Annotated in this window: 16 protein-coding genes; 7 read left to right on the top strand and 9 right to left on the bottom strand. The window is 64.6% G+C overall.

Features of this window, described 5'->3' with window-relative positions; translation table 11 throughout:
* The first annotated feature begins 6 nt into the window (after positions 1–6).
* The 3 genes from AXW83_RS14760 (at position 7) to AXW83_RS14775 (ending at position 5,272) form a co-directional block, all read left to right on the top strand.
* Entirely contained in the window at positions 7–3,336 is a 3,330-nt protein-coding gene (locus tag AXW83_RS14760) for a hypothetical protein (RefSeq protein WP_066614714.1), read from the top strand.
* Positions 3,333–3,629, top strand: coding sequence for a hypothetical protein (locus AXW83_RS14765; RefSeq protein ID WP_156640059.1), 297 nt, complete (start codon positions 3,333–3,335; stop codon positions 3,627–3,629). The genes AXW83_RS14760 and AXW83_RS14765 overlap by 4 nt, the downstream gene beginning before the upstream one ends.
* A 453-nt stretch (positions 3,630–4,082) precedes the next feature.
* A protein-coding gene (locus tag AXW83_RS14775) for an IS3 family transposase (RefSeq protein ID WP_442855192.1) occupies positions 4,083–5,272 on the top strand; the annotation gives its coding sequence in 2 pieces (ribosomal slippage) (positions 4,083–4,332 and positions 4,332–5,272; 1,191 coding nt in all).
* A 218-nt stretch (positions 5,273–5,490) separates the two neighbouring features.
* On the opposite strand, the gene AXW83_RS14780 is transcribed toward AXW83_RS14775, so the two are convergent.
* The 9 genes from AXW83_RS14780 to dapA all read right to left on the bottom strand — a co-directional run bounded on the left by AXW83_RS14780 (position 5,491) and on the right by dapA (position 14,855).
* On the bottom strand, positions 5,491–6,417 hold the full coding sequence (locus tag AXW83_RS14780; RefSeq protein WP_066614722.1) for a 2-hydroxyacid dehydrogenase: 927 nt from the start codon (positions 6,415–6,417) through the stop codon (positions 5,491–5,493).
* A gap of 164 nt (positions 6,418–6,581) precedes the next feature.
* Positions 6,582–7,727, bottom strand: a complete 1,146-nt coding sequence (locus AXW83_RS14785) for an alpha-hydroxy acid oxidase (RefSeq protein WP_066614723.1) — start codon at positions 7,725–7,727, stop codon at positions 6,582–6,584.
* On the bottom strand, positions 7,724–8,692 hold the full coding sequence (locus AXW83_RS14790; RefSeq protein WP_066614724.1) for a hypothetical protein: 969 nt from the start codon (positions 8,690–8,692) through the stop codon (positions 7,724–7,726). Before AXW83_RS14790 ends, AXW83_RS14785 begins: the two co-directional genes overlap by 4 nt.
* A complete protein-coding gene (locus tag AXW83_RS14795) occupies positions 8,689–9,966 on the bottom strand; it encodes an NAD(P)/FAD-dependent oxidoreductase (protein WP_066614725.1) in 1,278 nt (425 codons plus the stop codon). Before AXW83_RS14795 ends, AXW83_RS14790 begins: the two co-directional genes overlap by 4 nt.
* A gap of 14 nt (positions 9,967–9,980) precedes the next feature.
* Positions 9,981–10,742 carry an amino acid ABC transporter ATP-binding protein gene (locus AXW83_RS14800; RefSeq protein ID WP_066614726.1) on the bottom strand — a complete coding sequence of 254 codons (762 nt, stop codon included), beginning with the start codon at positions 10,740–10,742 and terminating at the stop codon, positions 9,981–9,983.
* 10 nt (positions 10,743–10,752) lie between these two features.
* Positions 10,753–11,418, bottom strand: coding sequence for an amino acid ABC transporter permease (locus AXW83_RS14805; RefSeq protein WP_066614728.1), 666 nt, complete (start codon positions 11,416–11,418; stop codon positions 10,753–10,755).
* Between the two features lie 114 nt (positions 11,419–11,532).
* Complete coding sequence (locus tag AXW83_RS14810) at positions 11,533–12,381, bottom strand: transporter substrate-binding domain-containing protein (protein ID WP_066620547.1); 849 nt, start codon at positions 12,379–12,381, stop codon at positions 11,533–11,535.
* A gap of 128 nt (positions 12,382–12,509) precedes the next feature.
* Positions 12,510–13,937 carry an FAD-binding oxidoreductase gene (locus AXW83_RS14815; RefSeq protein ID WP_066614730.1) on the bottom strand — a complete coding sequence of 476 codons (1,428 nt, stop codon included), beginning with the start codon at positions 13,935–13,937 and terminating at the stop codon, positions 12,510–12,512.
* Positions 13,938–13,955: 18 nt separating this feature from the next.
* Positions 13,956–14,855 carry a 4-hydroxy-tetrahydrodipicolinate synthase gene (dapA, locus tag AXW83_RS14820; RefSeq protein ID WP_066614732.1) on the bottom strand — a complete coding sequence of 300 codons (900 nt, stop codon included), beginning with the start codon at positions 14,853–14,855 and terminating at the stop codon, positions 13,956–13,958.
* 247 nt (positions 14,856–15,102) lie between these two features.
* On the opposite strand from dapA, the gene AXW83_RS14825 reads away from it, so the two are divergent.
* The 4 genes from AXW83_RS14825 (at position 15,103) to ligD (ending at position 18,436) form a co-directional block, all read left to right on the top strand.
* Positions 15,103–15,777: a helix-turn-helix domain-containing protein gene (locus AXW83_RS14825; protein ID WP_236841673.1), complete on the top strand. Its 675-nt coding sequence runs from the start codon at positions 15,103–15,105 to the stop codon at positions 15,775–15,777.
* Between the two features lie 577 nt (positions 15,778–16,354).
* A complete protein-coding gene (locus AXW83_RS14830) occupies positions 16,355–17,107 on the top strand; it encodes an SDR family NAD(P)-dependent oxidoreductase (protein ID WP_066614737.1) in 753 nt (250 codons plus the stop codon).
* 234 nt (positions 17,108–17,341) lie between these two features.
* Positions 17,342–17,581 (top strand): DUF2171 domain-containing protein, encoded by a 240-nt coding sequence (locus tag AXW83_RS14835; RefSeq protein WP_066614738.1) that lies wholly within the window; start codon positions 17,342–17,344, stop codon positions 17,579–17,581.
* 27 nt (positions 17,582–17,608) lie between these two features.
* Positions 17,609–18,436, top strand: a complete 828-nt coding sequence (gene ligD / locus AXW83_RS14840) for a non-homologous end-joining DNA ligase (RefSeq protein ID WP_236841674.1) — start codon at positions 17,609–17,611, stop codon at positions 18,434–18,436.
* Positions 18,437–18,593: the final 157 nt, after the last annotated feature.

The raw sequence follows: 18,593 nt of genomic DNA on the forward strand, positions 1-18,593 counted from the left end.
GTCGCGATGACGCAGCCTCTCTTCAACTCCACGCAGCTAGTCCCTCCGCGCCAGCCGACCTATGTTCCGGTGGATCACGATCCTTTTGCGACCGCCGCTGCAGCGAAGCCTGATCGCCTTATCGAGTTTGAGGGCCGCACTCTTCAGGTGCCCGGCGACGCAACCGACGACGAGATCATCAGCATCTTGTCGACTCCGCCGAGCGCCCCGAAAGGCTCCTTTCAGCGAATCCAGGCCCCGAACGGAGACATCGTCGAGTTCCCGCTCGACATGTCCGATGACGCCATGGCCGCGGTCATGCGCCGCGAGTACGGGGGTCCGCCTGAGCGCGCTCCTGACACGCAAGCCCCGTCAGCTCCCCTCGCTGCATTTCAGCCGCCGAACTTCGCGCCGCGGCCAACGCCGCAGCAGCGTGCGACGGATCCGTTCTGGCAGAACTCGACCAAGCGCGCTGAGGAGGCGCGGCAGGACGACGCGAAGTACGAGGCGCTAGGCCAAGGCCCTCGCAAGGCGTCCAGCGTCCCGCTCGACCAGCGCGGCTATGCGCCGGTCGAGGCGGCGATCCAAGGCGGCGCTCGCACTGCGGCTGACCTCGCGGGAATGCCCGTCGATCTGGCCACGGCGCTCCACAATGCCACTCGTGGCATCATCAACACCCCTGGCGCGATCAAGAGCGCGATCACCGGCCAGCCGCGCAACCACGTCGCGCCTTTCATCGAAAAGCCCGTCGGTGGCAGCGATTGGATCGCCGATCGCGCTTCGGAGGTTGCCACCGCGGCCGGCGTCGAGCCGCTCGACTATGACAGCATGGACGCCCGCGGTAAGACGGCCTACCAGGCCACCCGGTTCGGTCTTGCCGGCTTGCTGCAGGGACTTGGCCTTCGCAGTGTCGCCGCCTCGCGCGCACCGTCCGACAAGCCCCGGATCGCCGACGCCTTGCTCGACGCCTATGAAGGGCAGCATGCGAGCAAAGCCGTCGCGCGGGATGCCGTCGCTGGTGTTGGAACCGGCACCGGCCTGGCTGCAGCAGATACGATGCTGCCGGAGGACTATCGCGGGCCGTTCACGTCGTTGCTCGCCGGCTTGGCTGGCGGCGTCGGCGCTACCTCGCTGAGCGATGCGCTCACGCTCGGCCCCAAGGCAACCTACGCTTGGGCGACGGCCGGCCGGCCGGATCGCGACCTCCCTTTCAATCCCGACGGCTCCTATGTCAGCAAGGCGACGTCGCGAGACGCTGCGAAGTTCCTGCAGGCGGAAGCTGGCGGCTCGACCGCTGCGCGAGAGGCCGCCGACACCATCGGCCGCAACGCCGACGAGTTCGTCGCGATGGGCGCGCCCGTGCCGACAACCGGCCAGATTTCCGAGAACGTTGGCTTGGCGCGGGTCGAGCGCGGCGTGCGCAACACGTCCACTCCGGCAGCGACGCCAATCTTCGAACGCGATCGTGAGATCAATACCTACGCCGGTCAGCAGATCCGCGGGATGGGGCCAGATGGCGCCGATCCGAACCAGTTCCCAAAAGCCGCCGGCCAGGTCGCTGCGGATATGCGCCGACCGGTCGAGGCCGACCTTGCCCGCACGCAAGCTGGCCAGGAAAGCATCGGCGCCCAGCGGTTTTCCGAAGGCGCTGCTCTGACCGACGGGGCTGCCACTCGCCAGACGACCGCGAGCCAGAAGATGGACAGCGTCATCACAGGAGACATGCGGAACCTGCGTACCAAGCGGGCCGACGCTCTACGCTCTTCGACCATCGACCCGACCAACGAAGTTCGGCTCGACGCAACCCCGATCTTCGACGCAGCCGATCGCGCCCTCGCGGCCGGCGTGAACCTGCCTGATGCTTTCCGCAAGCGCGTGCCAGGCGCATCGGAGCTCGCCGGCAGGCGCCCGCACGACGTCACCGTCGAGAGCCCGATCCTGGACGCCAGCGGCGCCCCGATCACGCGCACGGAGACGCGCGGCATCGCAGAGATGACCCTCGTCGAGCTCAACGATTTGAGGCCTGAGCTGGCGCAGCTGTCGGACACCTACGCGAAGGCGATCGGCAACGGCAACACGTCGGCGATCAAGCAGCGCGAAGCTGTGGACGGGCTCCGCACCGCCATCAACCAGCAGCTACGCGGCTATGCGGAGACAGGCGGGACGCCGCAGGCGGAGCGCCTGGCGAAGGGACTGCAGGCCGGAGACGAGTTCAACGCTCGCTATCGGACGCCCGGTCCCGGCGACCCGGTGGTCGAAATCTATGGTGACATGCGCAAGGAGCGCGGTGATCTCACCGGGCGCACGCTTACGCCGCCGGAGCAGACGGCCGGCCGCTTCATCAAGCCGCCGGCGCCGGGCGGCATACAGGGGATGCAATCGCTCAACCGCGTCATGGAGACCTCGAGCGACCCGATGACAATCGTACAGGCGCGTCGAGACTTCCTCGTCGGGCTCGCAGCGCAGAAGATCGTCGAGAACGGCAAAGTCAGCCCGAGACGGCTGGGAAAGTTCATCGACGAGTACGGCCCGGTGCTGGCCCACGCTCCCGAGAGCAAAGTGCAGTTCGACTCCATGATCGCCAGCGCCCGCGCCGGCAAAGCGCTGGAGGATGGCTTCACGCAGGCCGTCGAGGCGGTGAAGGGGCGGCTGAAGCTTACCGACGCCGAGGTCGCCGACAGTGCGCTGGCCACTGTGATGGGCACCAGCGGCCGCAAGGGCGTCCAGGCCATCATCGGGAGCCGCAACCCGCCGGCGCAGATGGCTGACCTTGCCGCCCGCATCGAGAAGGTGCCCGGCGGCACGGACAGCCTGCGTCGTGCCTTGGCCGATTATCTGGCCGATCGCGTGACCAACACCAACCGGCAAGCGACGACCGATGGTGGCCTGCCTCCCTCCTACTCCAAGCTTGTCGGGCTCGAGAAGGATCCTGACCTCGATCGCGTCATCGCCGCGGCGTGGAAGGACGACGCGTCGGCAATGCAGGCGCTTCAGCGCGCTCGCCGCGTCCTGGAACCGCGGGAGTTCCTCGCGACGGTACAGGGCACCTCCGGCTCGCCGACGGCCAGCAACATGGCTGCTGCGATGCGCGTGCTCGAGCTTGGCCTGCGTACGGTCCAGGGCGGCTTCCGCGGCGGCAACACCGCCCGCAACATCAAGGTCGGGCTCGGCACGCTGCTGCAGGGCCGCGACAACGAGGTCGTCAACCTAGTGGCACGTAGCCAAGTCGATCCGGCAGTCGCCCGTCATCTCCTCTCGAAGGAGCTTCCGGAGAACCCGACGGTCTGGGCCTCCAAGATGCGCAAGATCCTGAATTGGGAAGAGGCCGCCCGGCAGACTAACGAAGGGGAGGAGTGATCATGTCCATCGCAACAGACCGCCAGCGGGCGTACGCCTTGCGGGGACGCCGTTTTCGAACTTTGCCGGTGGCCGATCTGACGACGCTCTTCGTCGCCGGTTATCACGCTTGGCTCGATACGTTCCCCCGCCGCCATGACTCGGTCGATGACGTACAGGCCGAGTTCGAACTGCGCGGCGAGGCCGTGCCGTTCGATCTTGTGGAGAAGCAGATCGATGAGATCGCAGCCCTTGTCACAGAGCTATCGGGTTTCGCCGAGCCGCAATTGACCGCGCAGTTCATGCTCGCATGACGCTGGCCGAACACAGAAGAGCATTGGAGGCCACAAGGGGACGGCTTTCCTGCGCAGGTATTGTTGATGGAAGCCGGCTGGCCACTTGTTAAGACGCAGGAAAACCTCGGCCAGTTGCGCGCACTTGTGGCGCGAAGGATATGTCCTAAGCAAACTCAAAATCCTCTTACAGGCGGCTGAATCTCCAGCGGACATTCTGATAGTTGACACCTCGAGACCTTGAGGCGCGATTTGCCGCGCCTCAAGCCGCGAAACGTTCCACACCTGCTGCGTTCGCTCTTCGCAACGGCGAACCGAGATGACGAGCGGCCGGAAGATCAGCATCCAACCTTACAACGGACCGTCCGGTGGTTTTGGCTCGCAGAAGTCGGTCGCGCGCATGCGCTCGGTGACGTTGCCCCTCGGGCTTGATCCGGTTTGAAGTTCGTTCTGGCCCCTTGAGAGGACCAGAACATGAAGCGCAGCCGCTTTTCGGAAGAGCAGATCATCGCGATCCTGAAGGAACAGGAATCGGGTGTCTCGGTCGCCGATCTCTGCCGCAAGCACGGTGTGAGCGACGCCAGCATTTACAAGTGGAAGGCGAAGTTCGGCGGGATGGACGTGTCGGAGGCCAGGCGCCTGCGCACGCTGGAGGACGAGAACGCCAAGCTGAAGCGGATGCTGGCCGATGCGATGCTCGACAATGTCGCGCTGAAGGATCTGCTGGGAAAGAAATGGTGACGCCCGCTGCCGAGCGGAAAGCCGTCGCGCATCTCGTGGAGCATCACGCGATGAGCGAACGGCGTGCGTGTAAAGCCATCGGCTGCTGCCGCATGACCGTCCGATACCAATCCGCGCGCCCTGACGATCGCGCTCTGCGGGATCGCATGATTGCGATCGCCCGCGAGCGCCGACGCTTCGGCTATCGGCGTCTACATGTCCTGCTCAAACGCGAAGGCCATGTCGTGTACCACAAGCGGCTCTTCCGGCTGTATCGGGAGGAGAAGCTGGCGGTGCGCCGGCGCGGTGGCCGCAAGCGGGCCATCGGCACCAGAGCGCCGATGCTGGTGCCCCTCGGGCCCAACGAGCGCTGGTCTCTCGACTTCGTCTCCGACCAGTTCACCGATGGCCGCCGCTTCCGGATCCTGGCCATCGTGGATGACTGCACGCGAGAGAACGTGGCGCTGCTCGCCGACACCTCACTGTCGGGGATTCGGGTCGCGCGCGAACTCGACCGTGTGATCGCCGGGCGCGGCAGGCCCAAGATGGTCGTCAGCGACAATGGCAGCGAGTTCACCAGCAACGCGATCCTGGCATGGGCGGATCAGTCCAGCGTCGAATGGCACTACATCGCGCCCGGCAAGCCGATGCAGAACGGCTTCATCGCGAGCTTCAATGGCCGCCTGCGAGACGAACTGTTGAACGAGACGCTGTTCTCGTCCCTCTCACAGGCCCGGACCGCCTTGGCCAACTGGCGCTCAGACTACAACACCGAACGCCCTCACTCCCAGCTCGGGTGGCAGACGCCGTCTGTCTTCGCCTCGACCTTCACCCCGCGACGAGCTCTGACGCCGCGCTATGCGACAAGCACAGCGCCAGAGCCCGTCGCTTCACCAGCCCGGACGGGCTCCACAACCGCCGGAAACGAACTCAAGGCTGGATAAAAACCGGGGGCAACGTCATCGGGTTTAAATTTGGTTTCGATTGCTCGAGACGACGGCCACGTTGAGTTTGCAGGGACGTTAGCACGGTGAACATACCAACTGGCCCAGCGCTGGGTTAGAGTTTAAGCGCTGCGATCGTTGCACCACGAAGCGGTCGGAGAACGAGGTCAGACTGCATGCTGCCACGCTGCTTACCACCTTCACGGCGCTCGCTTTCGTCAGTATCCGCGCTGTCGATCAATCAATCCGATTGGATCCTTGCCTGCCCGAAGCAATTGAAGGTTATCTAAGATAACCTCTACGGATGTCTCCGGCTGTGCGGCACTCGCGATATGCGGGGTGAGCAGAATGCGCGGATGCTGCCACATTGGGTGATTCGAAGGCAGTGGCTCAGGATCAGTCACATCGAGCACGGCTCCGGAAATTTGACCACTGTCTAGAGCCGCCAACAGTGCGGCCTGATCAAGATGGCCACCACGCCCGACATTCACAATCATGGCACCATGTGGAAGGCGGGAAAAAACACTGCCGCCCAGTATGCCTTGGGTAGCCGGTGTCAGTGGCAAAAGGCAAACCAGAATGTCGGTCCGCCCCAGGAACGCGTCGAACTCGTCCGCCCCTACAAACGTCTCGATACTGTCTATCTCGTGCCGGGAGCGGCTCCACCCGGCGACCCGGAAGCCGGCGGTAGCCAGTTTGTTGCAAGCAAGTCTGCCCAATTGGCCAAGGCCGAGCACGCCCACGCGCCTGCTTCCCGCGGAGCGGGACGGCAGCGGATTCCATATCCCGCTCTGTTGCTGAGCTGCGTGGGTCAGGACGTCGCAATGCAAGGATAGCACTGCGGTGACAACATATTCAGCCATAATCTCAGGGACGCTCGGATCGAGCATCCTAACGACTTTCACATGCGACGGCACAGCGTCCAAATCGAGTTGGTCTACACCGGCCCCGACGGAGAATAAGACTTCGAGGTTTGGATATGCGGTTGCAATGTCGTCTGGCGGTAGCCAAGCCGCTATGTACCGAACCAGCGCGGGATCACCTACATCGGGCCACATCCGAAAGGGTAGATTCGGCTCTCGTGTCGCGAAAATGGACTTCCAGTGATTACCGCGAGCCACTTCGGATTTGTACAGGAACGTCATTGTTTGGCTCCAACGTGTGTCGCGGAGCATAGCATCTACACAGCGCACTGTTTTGGACGAAATTTACTCGCAGTGTCATGGCATACTGCACTCGTCCCGTAGTCCTACCAAAAGGAGACAAAATTTCGCGAGTTTGAGAGAATACCAGCGAGCTGCTTCGGTAATCAGCATCGTAGATCGGCCAGTCTGTGTGCGCCTAGCATGCCCATGGTGACATTGAGTTCGTGCGCAAGGATATCGAGCACGCGCCCGGATCCGGCGGCACCGCCGATCGCCACGCCATAGAGCGTCGCGCGGCCGATCAGGACGCCGCTCGCGCCGAGCGCGAGAAAGCGAGCGATGTCGGAGCCCCGGCGCACGCCGCTATCGGCCAAGATCTCCATCCGTCCGGCGACCGCCTCGACTATGGCCGGCAGCACCTCCGTCGGGCCCGGCGCGCAGTCAAGATTGCGCGCGCCATGGTTGGAAACGACGACCGCATCGACGCCGTGGGAGAGCGCGGTCAGGGCATCATGGACGCGTAGGATGCCTTTCAGGACGAGCTTGCCCTTCCAGCTTTGGCGCAGCAGGCGGACATCCTCCCAGGTCACGTCCGTCGCCAGGTTCAGCTCGTCGGAGAGGGCCGTACGTCCAAGCTGGGTGCGGAATTCGTCGGGGTAGTGCGCATAGGTCGGCACGCCCGAGGCGACCAGCGAGCGCAGCATCACGGAAGCCGTCCAGCGCGGATGCAGTATCATGTCGACGCCGGCGCGCACCGAGGCCTTGAGCGGGATGCCGAAGCCGTTGCGCTGATTATATTCGCGGTTGGGGCCGACGGCGGTATCGACCGTCAGCACCAGCGTCTCGGCGCCTGCCGCCCAGGCCCGGTCGAGCAGCGCCAGCATGCGCTGTCGGTTCTTCCAGACATAGAGCTGGAACCACAGCTTCGCGCCCGATTCCGCCGCGATGCGCTCGATTGAGGTGATCGACTGCGTCGAGACGCAGAACGGGATGCCGGCGGCGGCGGCAGCCTTGGCGATCGCGATCTCGCCATCGTGCCAGACCAGTCCAGCCGCGGCGGTGGGGGCGATGACAAGTGGGATCGGCTGCGGTTGGCCGAGGATTTCGGTGGCGGTCGAGCGCTGCGACACGTCGACAAGGACCGAGGGCGACAGGCGGATCGCGTCGAGCCGCTGCCGGTTGGCGGCGATCGAGATCTCGTCCTCGCTGCCCCGGTCGATATATTCGAACAGTCCATGCGGCAGCCGCCGCCTAGCGGCGCGGCGCGCGTCCTCGACGTTCAGGATGTGGGCGAAGGCAGGTCTGGTCATCGCGGCAGCCTCGTGCCGATGCCTGCGGCGCGCGCCTTGCCGAGGACCAGATGCGCGAGCGCGAGGTCGGCAAGAGCAAAGCCGCGAAAACAGAAGAGGGAGCGGCCGGCAGGTGCCGTGGGATGGGTTGCGCCGGACAGCCCGACGAGATCGTGCTGGAAACGGACCGTCGTCACCGGCTGCCCGTCGATGTCGTACGGCGCGCTCGATTGGGCGAGGCTGTCGGTCGCGAGCACTTCGAAGGCGGTCAGCGTCTCCGGGCGCCAACTCCGACCGAGATCCACCGCCGAGGCGAAGGAGACCGGCTTCATGCGCGCGGCATCGAGAAAGGGGCGCAATCCCGGTGCGCCGGGAACCATCGAAATCACGATGTCGCTGCGTGCGAGCAGGTTATCGACATCATCGACCACCTCTGCGGCGAGGCCTCGCGCGGCAGCAGCCTCGGCGAGACGCTGCGCCGAGGCGCGGCTGCGGCTGAACATCAGTGCGGAATCCAGCCCGGGGTAGAGGTCGAGAAAAGCGGCGAGATGGGCATGCGCCTGCAGTCCGCAGCCGATGAAGCCGATCATGCGCGGGGCCGGCGGCGCCAGCCGCGACGCTCCCGCAGCCGACAGCGCGGCCGTGCGGATCAGGGTGATCTCGTCGCCGTCGAGCACAGCAAGCAGGGCGCCCGTGGCGTAGTCGCTGACGCAGATCAACGCATTGATGCCCGGCACCGTGCTGTCGGGAGCGACGGGCGCCATCGCGACCCATTTCAGCGTGGCTATGGCCTGCGCCGACGAGGCTGCCGTCATCGCCTGGAAGCCGTGGCCGGGACCGAGCCCGAGCGCGCTCTTGGGCAGGCTCTGGTTCAGCCCGGCGGCATGGTCCCGGAAGGCCTGCAGCACGGCCGCGCGCGCCTCGGACGGGGCGATCGCCAACGCCTGGACATCGCCGCGAGAGAGATAGAGCAGGCCGTCGCTCATCCGCCGAATCTCCGTGCACAATAGGGTGAGGGATCGAAGGGTGGTTTGCGTCCGTCGATCAGGGCCGCGACCAGCCTGGCCGTCGCCGGAGCCTGGATCAGTCCGGTATGGGCGTGACCGAAAGCGTGGAACAAGTCCGGGCATGCGGAGGCTGCTCCGATACAGGGCAGCCCGTCCGGCGTCGAGGGCCGGTGGCCCATCCAGCGGTCGATCGTGGCGCTGTCGAAGGTCTCGGCGAGCGCGGGGAACATGGTGCGGGCGAAACCGAGCAGGATGTCGGCGCGGCGCCAGTCCGGAGGCGTCGACACGGCCGCGAGTTCGACCTGCCCGGCTACGCGCAGGCCCTGCGGTGTCGAAACCACCGCCATCTTGCCGTCGGACGGCATCAGCCCCGCCGCGAGCGCGATGCCGGGATCGGGTATCACGACATGATAGCCGCGCTCCGAGATCAGGGGGACGGCGTCGCCGGCTTGAACGGCGAGTGCGCGCGAGCCGATGCCGGCCGCGATCACGGCCCGGTCGCAGGCGACGGGTCCGCCCTCGGTCTCGACGGCGCTCAGCCGGCCGCCGGCGATGGTGAAGCCGGTCGCGCCTGCGGCGACGCGCATGGCTCCGCGCTTGAACGCCAGTTCAGCCAGGGCGCGGCAATAGGCGCCGGGATCGGCCACCTGCCCGCCATCGTCGAGCCGCGCGCCAAAGCGATAGGCCGGCCCCAGCTGCGGCAGCAGACGACGCAGGTCTGCCTCCGCAATCTCGGAGAAGCGCACGCCGAGCGCGGCGCGCATCCGCCATTCGCGGGCCTCCGCCAGGAACTCGGCGCGATCGCGATAGACGAAGATCAGCCCTTCTCGCGTGATCAGTTGCGGCACGCCCGCCTCGTCGGCGAGCGCGGCATGGTCGGTCACCGTGCCCTTGCAGAGCGGGTAGCGGGCCGCGACGCAGGTCTCGATGCGCCGCCAGCTTCGTCCAGCCAGTATGAAGCGCGTCAGCCAGCAGGCTAGGTGTGGCAGATCGCGCCAGGCGATCGTGAAAGGGCCGGTCGGATCGAGCAGGAACCGCGGGATCTTGCGCCAGAGCCCGGGGACCGAGATCGGCATGATCGCGGCGGGGCTGAGCCAGGCGCCGTTGCCATAGGACGCGGCCTGTCGCCCGCCCGGCTCGTCGGGCTCGATGATCACGACGCGGTGCCCCGCGCGCTGGATTTCCAGCGCCGCGCAGAGGCCGACGATGCCGGCGCCGATGACGGCCACGGTTAGGGGCGTTTCGCGCGTCACGACCCCCGTCCGCCTCAGCCGCGGGTGTGGAAATGGTTAAGGAAGGCGCGGGTCGCGTCCTGGGTCGGGTTCTCGATGATCTCGCGCGCCGGGCCTTCCTCGACAATCACGCCGTCGCGCATGAAGATGACGCGGTCGGCAACCTCGCGGGCAAAGCCCATCTCATGGGTGACGATGATCATGGTCATGCCCTCGGCGGCGAGATCGCGCATCACGCCCAGAACCTCGCCGACGAGTTCGGGGTCGAGCGCCGAGGTCGCCTCGTCGAAGAGCATGACCTCGGGCTCCATCGCCAGCGCCCGGGCGATGGCGACGCGCTGCTTCTGGCCGCCGGAGAGCTTGTTGGGATAGGCGTCGACCTTGTCGCTCAGGCCCACCTTGGCGAGCAGCCGTCGCGCCAGCGCCTGTGCCTCGGCCTTCGGCATGTTCTTCACCGAGAGCGGCCCCTCCATGACGTTCTGGAGGACGCTCATATGCGGGAACAGGTTGAAGTGCTGGAACACCATGCCGGTGTTGGAGCGGAAGCGGGCCTGTTCGCGCACGCCGGGCAGCTTCGAGCCGTCGCCGAAGGAAAAGCTGCTCTCACCGATCCGGATCCGGCCGCCCTCGGGGACCACCAGCAGGTTCAGGCAACGCAGCAGCGTCGATTTGCCGGAGCCCGACGGACCGATCAGCGCGACCACCGCGCCCGGCTCTACCGCCAGATTGATGTCGCGGAGCACGGTCAGAGCGCCAAAACTCTTGCGCAGCCCGGAAACCTCGATTTTTGATGTCATCGTCGCGGCCTCAGTTGCTGTGAGCGAGCTGCTTTTCCGCCCGCTTGACGATTGCCGTCAGCGGCAGAAGCACGGCGACGTAGATCGCGGCGACGACGGTATAGACCTCGAGCGCGCGATAGGTGTCCATCGCCGCAACCTGGCCCTGATAGAGCAGGTCGGGCACCGCCAGCACCGAGACCAGCGAGGTGTTCTTGAACTGGATAATCGACTGGTTCATCAGCGGCGGGATCATCCGCTTGATCGCCTGCGGCAGCACGATGCGTCGCATCACCCGTGCCGGCGTCATGCCCAGCGCCAGCCCGGCCTCGCTCTGGCCGGGTTCGATCGAAACGATGCCGCCCCGTATCACCTCGGCATAAAACGATCCGCCATATAGCGAGAGCGTGATGATCGCGGCGGAGAGCGCGTCGAGTTTGATGCCGGTCAGGATCGGCAGCGCGTAGTAGAACCAGAGCAGCAGCACCAGCAGCGGCGTCAGCCGGAACATCTCGATATAGGCCCAGGACAGCCAGCGCAGCACCGGCGATCGCGAGATCTGGGCGATCCCGGCGACGAGTCCGACCGCCATGCCGAGCACGACGATCGCGATCGTCAGGCCGATGGTGACGGCAGTGCCGGTCAGGAAGAGCCAGCGGTAGCCCCAGATCACATCGAAATGCCAAGTGTAAGCCATGCCGTCTACCCATGCTCAAATCTGCTGCGGCGCAGCTCTCGGCCCGCTACGCGGTGCCATTCCAAGAATGGTAGCGTTCGGCTCCCCGCGTGAAATGCGGGGAGCCTACTGCCATCAGAGCGTAATGCCCGGGGGCAGATCGTCGGGCATCACGCCGACCTGTTCGAGGCTGGACACGACGGCTTCGCGAACCAGCCCTAGGCCGCGCGCGTAGACGATCCAGGTGTTGACGAAATCGCGCCAGGTCTTGTCGGATTCCCGACGGAACGCGGCGTTCGATGTCGACCCGAAGAAGGGCTGGGGCACGATCACCTTGCCGAGGGCAGCATCGGCCTTTACCGCGCGCACGCCACCCATCCAGAAGATGCACTGGGCATCGACGCGGCCGCTGCGCAGCGCCAGCATGGCCTCGCTGATGGTCTTGAAGCGCGTGATCTGTGCTTTCGGGCACAGCCGAGAGGCGATCTGGTCATGAGCCGAGCCGACATCGACGGAGATCTTGATTTCCGGCTTGTTCATGTCGGCCCAGCTCTTGGGCTCGAAGCCGGGCTTGGCGATGACGACCAGCGCGCTGTCGTAGACAGTGCCGGAGAAGTCCACCGCCATGGCCCGTTTCGGCGTGGGGTTGAGGCCGAACATGATGTCGATCTTGTCGGCCTGGAGATCGAGGACGGCGTTGCCCCAGGTCGTCTCGACGAGTTCCAGCTCGACCTCCATGTCGGCAGCGAGCGCCGCGCCGATCGTGTAGAAATGGCCGGCCCATTTGCCCGTCGCCGGGTCCTTCATGAACCAGGGCGCGCTGGAGGTCACTGCGCCGAGGCGCATCTTCTTCTTGGCCATGACGCGGTCGAAGGTGTTTTGCGTCGCGCTCTGGGCGCTGGCGCTGTTGGCGGTCAGCGTCAGCGCCGTGGCTGCCACTGCTCCGGCCCCGATCAGGCCTGCAAGATCTCTGCGTGCAATCATGTCCATTCTCCCGATTTATGTAAGGTGAGCCCCGGCATAGAAGTGAGGCAGGCACCCGCTAGCGTTGGCGGGCCTCCGGTCCTGCGCCCCCCTCATCGAAGGCGACAGCGGATCATTTTTCGGCTTGCTCAAGCAGATTTCGCCGCGAGCAGGACGCCGGGATTCATCAAGTTCAGAGGGTCGAAGAGCGACTTGACCCGCTGCATCAGTTCGTAGCGGAGCGGGTCCGCGAGACGGGACAGTTCCTCGGTCAGCTTGCGGCCGACGCCATGCTCGGCGCTGAAGGTGCCCTCGAAGACCGCCGCGGCATCATGGATCGCCCGCTCGACCTCCAGCGCGAAGGCATCGGCGTCGTTCAAGCTGTCCCAGAACGCACGCTGGAACATCAGGATGTAGTGCACATTGCCGTCGCCAAGATGGCAGACGACCTGTGTCACGGCCTGCGGGAAGCGCTTGGCGGCGACGGCGTCGGCAGAAGCAATGAAGGCGGCGGCATCAGATGTCCGCACGGCAACGTCGTGGACGATGCCGATGCCCTCTTTCTTGTTAGCCTCCGAAACCGAATGTCGGACATGCCAAAAATCGGCGGCCTGCTGCTCCGATGCGGCCACGACGGCATCTTCGATAGCGCTGGTTTCGAGGAAGGCGCCCAATACCTCTTCGAGGATGGCGTTCAGCGCCGTCGTGGTGTCCTCGCTGCCGAGTTCGATCAGCACCGACCAGGCCGGGATTTCGCCGAAGGGAAAGCGCACCCGCTCGACATGCCGGCGCACCAGCTCGAACTGCGAGGCGGATACCAATTCGAAGGCAAGGATGTAAGAGCCGGCGCGCTCCTGCAGCGCTGTCAGCAGCAAGACGGCAGCGGCCGGATCGGCGACAGAAACCCAGGCATGCGCCGTATTGGGGGTTTGTGGATGCAGCTTGAGCGCCGCGCCGGTGATGATCCCCAGCGTGCCTTCCGCGCCGATAAAGAGATGGCGCAGCATATAGCCCGTGTTGTCTTTGCGAAGGGCGGCCAGATCCGTGAGCACGCGCCCGTCCGCGAGCACGACCTCGATCCCGGCGACGAGATCTCGCATTGGGCCGTAACGCACGACGCCCGTGCCACCGGCATTGGTCGAAATCAGGCCGCCTATCTGGGCGCTGCCCTCGCTGCCGAGATGCAGCGGAAACTGGCGCCCGGCATCCGATGCAGCCTCATGCAGGTCGCCGAGGACAACACCGGCATCGACCGTCGCGATGCCTGTAGCCCGATCGATCGCCCGAATGCGGTTCATCCGGCGCAGCGACAGCACAATGCCGATCCTGTCCAGCCGGTCGCTTTCGGGCACGGCCCCAAAGCACAGGCCGGTATTGCCGCCGACCGGAAAGACCGGCTGCTGCTGAGCGGCACACAGCGTCACCACCGCCGACACTTCCGACGTTGTCGCTGGAGAGACGACACACAGCGCCTTGCCGCGGCGGCGCTGACGCCAGTCGGTCAGCCAGGGTTCCATTTCACCGGGATCGGTGATCAGGCCCTTCTCTCCGACGATGGCGCGCAGCCGCTCGAGCACGACGGGGGTCCTTTCAGATCAGGCGAGATCGATGGTTTTTGCGCCTTGCGCGGCGGCCTTGAGCTTCTCCAGCGTGCCGGGGCTCGGGCCGAGCAGCGGCAGGCGCACGCCCCCGACAGGCCTGCCGACAAGCTCCATATAGGCCTTGAGCGGCCCGGGATTGGTTTCGACATAGATCGAGTCGATCACGGGATCGATCCGGTCTTGCAGCTTCAAGGCTTCCCGGAGCTTGCCCTGGCGGGCAAGCTCGAAAATCTCAAGCCAGATTTTCGGGTAGATCGTCGCCGAAGCCAAGACGCCGCCCTTGGCGCCCAGCGCGATATGGGTGGCGAAGAGCGGCTCCTCACCACTTAGAATCGCGATCTTGTCGCCGGCGTATTTCACGGTACGGATGAAGTCCGGCATGTCGTAGGACGAGTATTTCATGCCGATGATCGAGCCGTCCTCGGCCATTGCTTGCACTGTGTCGGCAAACGCCGCGACCGTGGTGCGGCGCGGAATCTGGTAGAGCATCACCGGAAGGTCGAGCGCGTCGCGGTAGCGCCGGAAATAAGCGCGCATGCCCTCCTGGGTTCCAGGTGCGTAGTAGGGCGTCACCGTCATCACTGCGGCAGCTCCGGCTTCGGCAAAGTCGAGGCCAGCCTCCAGTGCGTCCTCAAACCCGGTCGATAGCACCCCTGGGATGACCGGCTTGCCGGCGGCTGCCTCGACGCAGGCCGACACGATGCTGCGACGCTCGCTGCGCGAGAAGGCGGGATATTCTCCCGTGCCACCGATCGGCACGATGCCGGCCGCGCCGGCGGCGAGCTGAAAGCGGACGAGAGCCTGCAACCCCGTGATGTCGACGGCGCCGTCCTGCGTCAACGGCGTGACGATCGCGGTGTAGAGACCGCTCAATTGGTCCGGCGTGAGTGTCATCCGAGTTCTCCCTTGGCGCGTAAAGCGCGGCGCTCCTGGCGAGCGACGGAAACCCGCCGGCCCTGCCAGAGTTTTGCCGGCACGTCATTGGAAGCCGAGCCTCATCCAGCATTAGTGCGCTGTCAACATCAAAATGGATAAATTGTCCGATCCGATAATTCATGCATCATGAGGCATGACGACTTCCCATCGGCGAAAGCCGTGTCTAAGTGTGTGGCGTGTCGCGCCGCGGAAGAGGGAGCAATTAATGCCGGAGATTTCGCTTGCCGAGTTGGGCATGTCGGGCGATTCTACGGTCGCGTTCAGCGAGCGCGACCCGGTGCGGACGGTCGATGACCGCAATGGCGTCGATGCGCGCGGCGGCGTCGATATCGGCACGCGGCTGTTGAAGTTGCGTAAGAGTCGCCGCCTTACCTTGCAGGATGTCAGCGTGCTGACCGGCGTATCAGCTTCGGCGTTCTCCAAGATCGAGCGCAACGAGCTCTCGCCGACGATCTCGACCATGCAGCGGATTGCGCAGGGCCTGGGGATCGAATTGGTGACCCTGCTGACGGATCAAGACAACAGTCTCGGCAACGTCGGCGGGCGGCGGAGCATAAGCAGGGCTGGGGCCGGCAGCCGCCACACGACGGGCACCTGCAATAACGTTCTGCTGTGCGCGGATCTGAAGAACAAGCGCGCGACGCCGATCCTGACCACGGTGACGGCGCGTTCTCCGGACGAATATCCGGCTTGGGCGAAGTCCGAGGCGGAAATCTTCGTTACGGTGCTTGACGGCACGCTCATCGTTCACAGCCGCCTCTACGAGCCGCTCGAGCTCAACAAGGGCGACTCGGTCTATTACGATGCCACGACCGAGCACACGTGGACCTCGAAGGGGCCGACGGACGCCGCAGTGCTCTGGGTTCTCGTGGATATCTGACGGAGTCTGGACAGGGAGTAGATCAGTTAGTGACGGATTGCCCTCTCTTGCGTCATTCGGCGCTACCGAAATAGCGGCCCGTTGGCTGCCGCACTACTTAACGTGTGAAATCTAGTTACGCGCATGGAGGCGGGACAAGCGTTTCAGGCCGCTTCCGCAGGCGCCTCGAATGCCACGCCTTAGTTGCTCATTGCTTCATTCGCGAGGTCGCGAAGTCTCGATGAAGCTCGAAATGCTTCCCGTCGATCAGCGCGACAACGGCACGATGTGGTAGCTGCATCAGTCCCAAATCAGGTGATCCGACCAGACGTGATGCGGCAGCAAAAGCTGAGATGCTATCGAGGGAGCGAGTCCAGGACCCGGCAGCGCTCTACCTGGTCATGCTGAACCAGACCCAGAGCATATCGTTCCACCACAGCAGCAAGTGGCGCCCTAGGAGAGCGCCTTGGCAGCGGGTATGGCGAACCACATGCTAGGCCACGCGACCTCGTCCTGGCCGATCTTGCCGCGGGCTACATCACAATACACCGGCCGAACCCGACTACGAACTCCACGCCAAACAGCAGGACGACAGATCATGACCGCTAGACCCATCGCCTTGGTAACCGGCGCCGCGCAAGGCATCGGCTATGCCTGCGCCGAAGCCATCGCCGAAAGCGGCGCACGTCTTGTGCTCGCCGACATCAATGCCGAGGGGGTCACGGCTGCTGCAGAGCGGCTGGGCGGCGGCGCCGTCGGGATGGTCTGTGATATGGCTGAACCCGAGCAGATCGCGGCGCTGTTTGCCCGGATTGCCGAGGAGATCGGTCCGATCTCGATTCTCGTCAACAATGCCGGCATCGCGTTGCCCGGCGATTTCCTGGAGACGTCTCTGGAGCAATTCCGCAAGGTCATCGACATCAATTTGATTGGTGTCTTCCTGGCGACCCAACACGCAGCGAAGGCGATGGTTGCAAATGGCACAAAGGGATCGATCGTCAACATGTCGTCGATCAACGCAGTTCTGGCGATCCCGACGATCGCCGCCTATTGCGCGTCCAAGGGCGGCGTGATGCAGCTTACCAAGGCGACCTCGCTCGCGCTGGCGCCCCATGGCATCCGTGTAAACGCCGTCGGCCCCGGTTCGATCGACACGAGCATGCTGGCAGCCGTCAATGCCAACCCGAAGGCAATTGCCACCGTGATGTCGCGCACGCCGCTGCAACGCCTGGGCACAGCGCGCGAAATCGGCGACGTCGTCGCCTTTCTCGCCAGCGAGAAGGCCGCTTACATCACCGGCGAGACGATCTATGTCGATGGCGGCAGGGCCGCACTGAACTACACCTGTTGAACCCGTGACGAACTTTTTACAGGTTCGTTGGCCGGCGTCCGCAAGGCGCATGCGTTCGGTAGCACGTGCCCGCTCGTATAAAGATGTCTATTTACGGAAAACTGCCCCAGCAGCGGACTTCTTGGCCTCGGCAACGCGCCACTTCCGGAATAAGGCCTCCGTGGCCCGCCCCCGCAGCGGAACTTCCACACCTCCCTCCCGTTGCCGCTTTGCTTAACAGAGGAGGAACCGGTCATGATGTTCGTCGAACAGATCAAAGAGGGTCAGAAGGTTGTAGGCTCGGACGGTGCTCATGTCGGTACTGTCGATGGTCTTAGTGGGCAGTTGTTGAAGCTGAAAAAGAATGACCCGGAATCAGGCGGATCGCATCACTACCTTGATATCGGGCTGGTCGTGGCCCTTGATGACGAGACGTTGAAGTTGATTGTTCCAGCGGCCGAAGCAAAGGAGCGTTGGTCCGAGGCTACCGAGTGAGCTCCGTCCGTCAGAGAGATTGTGTGGTTGGCTTATTCGCCGCCGGAGCCGCCACAGCGGTTAGCGTCCAAGCTTCCGACCATCGCTCACGATATGCGAGACCTGAAAGTCGACAGCGCCATTCTCGACGGCGAGGCGGTCGTCCTGGACGATCGGGGGGCCTCAGACTTCGGCGCGCTGCAGCAGGCCCTTGGCGGTCGAGGTGGAAGGCGGTCTTCAGCGTCGGCGCTGCTCTATGCCTTTGATCTGCTCTATCTGAACGGGCACGACCTTCGATCCATGCCGCTGGCGGACCGGCGCGCCATGCTCGAAGACCTGATCGGGAAGCAGCACTCGTCGATCAGAATGAGCGAAGAGGTAGATTCCGAGGGCGCGCCCTTCCTGAAGCTCGCCTGCGAGCTGGGCCTTGAGGGAATCATCGCCAAGCGTCTGGACGCGCCCTACAGGTCCGGCCGGGGCGGGGACTGGCTCAAGATCAAGTGCGTCCAGTCTGAGACTTTCCTGATCATCGGCTACGAGCCATCTGCAGCGGCGCTCGGCGGCATCGGGCGCCTGCTCTTGGCAGCGCGGAAGGGCAAGACGCTGGCATATGTGGGGAGCGTTGGGACGGGCTTCACAACCAAGACGGCGACCGAGCTCAAGCGCCGCCTGATGAGCGTCCTGATCGAGAAATCAGCAGTTGCAGGCGTGACCACCAAAGGAATGCGTTGGGTCGAACCGACGCTCGCCGCCGAGGTCGATTTCAGGGCCTGGACGGGTGACGGAAAGCTCCGGCACGCATCGTTCAAAAGCGTGCGCGACGATGCTGACGTCGGCCAGATCTACGCGCTTGATCCGATCAGCCCCGGCGCCTGATATCGGACAGCCGTTGGTCTCGGCTCACATGCAGGCGCCGGTCTGGGACGGAAAGCATCGACCCGCAACTCAGTCCAGCGTTACGCTTTTTCTCTGCTTGCGGGGAGCATGAAAAGGCCCCCGGATTTCTCCGGAGGCTTCGGTGTCCGTAGGCGTT

Source organism: Bosea sp. PAMC 26642 (genome assembly GCF_001562255.1).
GTDB lineage: Bacteria > Pseudomonadota > Alphaproteobacteria > Rhizobiales > Beijerinckiaceae > Allobosea.

Bases quoted from the DNA above. Each gene is read 5' to 3' on its own strand.
- AXW83_RS14760 (WP_066614714.1), top strand. From the start codon at position 7: ATGACGCAGCCTCTCTTCAACTCCACGCAGCTAGTCCCTCCGCGCCAG.
- AXW83_RS14780 (WP_066614722.1), bottom strand. From the start codon at position 6,417: ATGACGTTCCTGTACAAATCCGAAGTGGCTCGCGGTAATCACTGGAAG.
- AXW83_RS14785 (WP_066614723.1), bottom strand. From the start codon at position 7,727: ATGACCAGACCTGCCTTCGCCCACATCCTGAACGTCGAGGACGCGCGC.
- AXW83_RS14790 (WP_066614724.1), bottom strand. From the start codon at position 8,692: ATGAGCGACGGCCTGCTCTATCTCTCTCGCGGCGATGTCCAGGCGTTG.
- AXW83_RS14800 (WP_066614726.1), bottom strand. From the start codon at position 10,742: ATGACATCAAAAATCGAGGTTTCCGGGCTGCGCAAGAGTTTTGGCGCT.
- AXW83_RS14805 (WP_066614728.1), bottom strand. From the start codon at position 11,418: ATGGCTTACACTTGGCATTTCGATGTGATCTGGGGCTACCGCTGGCTC.
- AXW83_RS14810 (WP_066620547.1), bottom strand. From the start codon at position 12,381: ATGATTGCACGCAGAGATCTTGCAGGCCTGATCGGGGCCGGAGCAGTG.
- dapA (WP_066614732.1), bottom strand. From the start codon at position 14,855: ATGACACTCACGCCGGACCAATTGAGCGGTCTCTACACCGCGATCGTC.
- AXW83_RS14825 (WP_236841673.1), top strand. From the start codon at position 15,103: ATGCCGGAGATTTCGCTTGCCGAGTTGGGCATGTCGGGCGATTCTACG.
- AXW83_RS14830 (WP_066614737.1), top strand. From the start codon at position 16,355: ATGACCGCTAGACCCATCGCCTTGGTAACCGGCGCCGCGCAAGGCATC.
- AXW83_RS14835 (WP_066614738.1), top strand. From the start codon at position 17,342: ATGATGTTCGTCGAACAGATCAAAGAGGGTCAGAAGGTTGTAGGCTCG.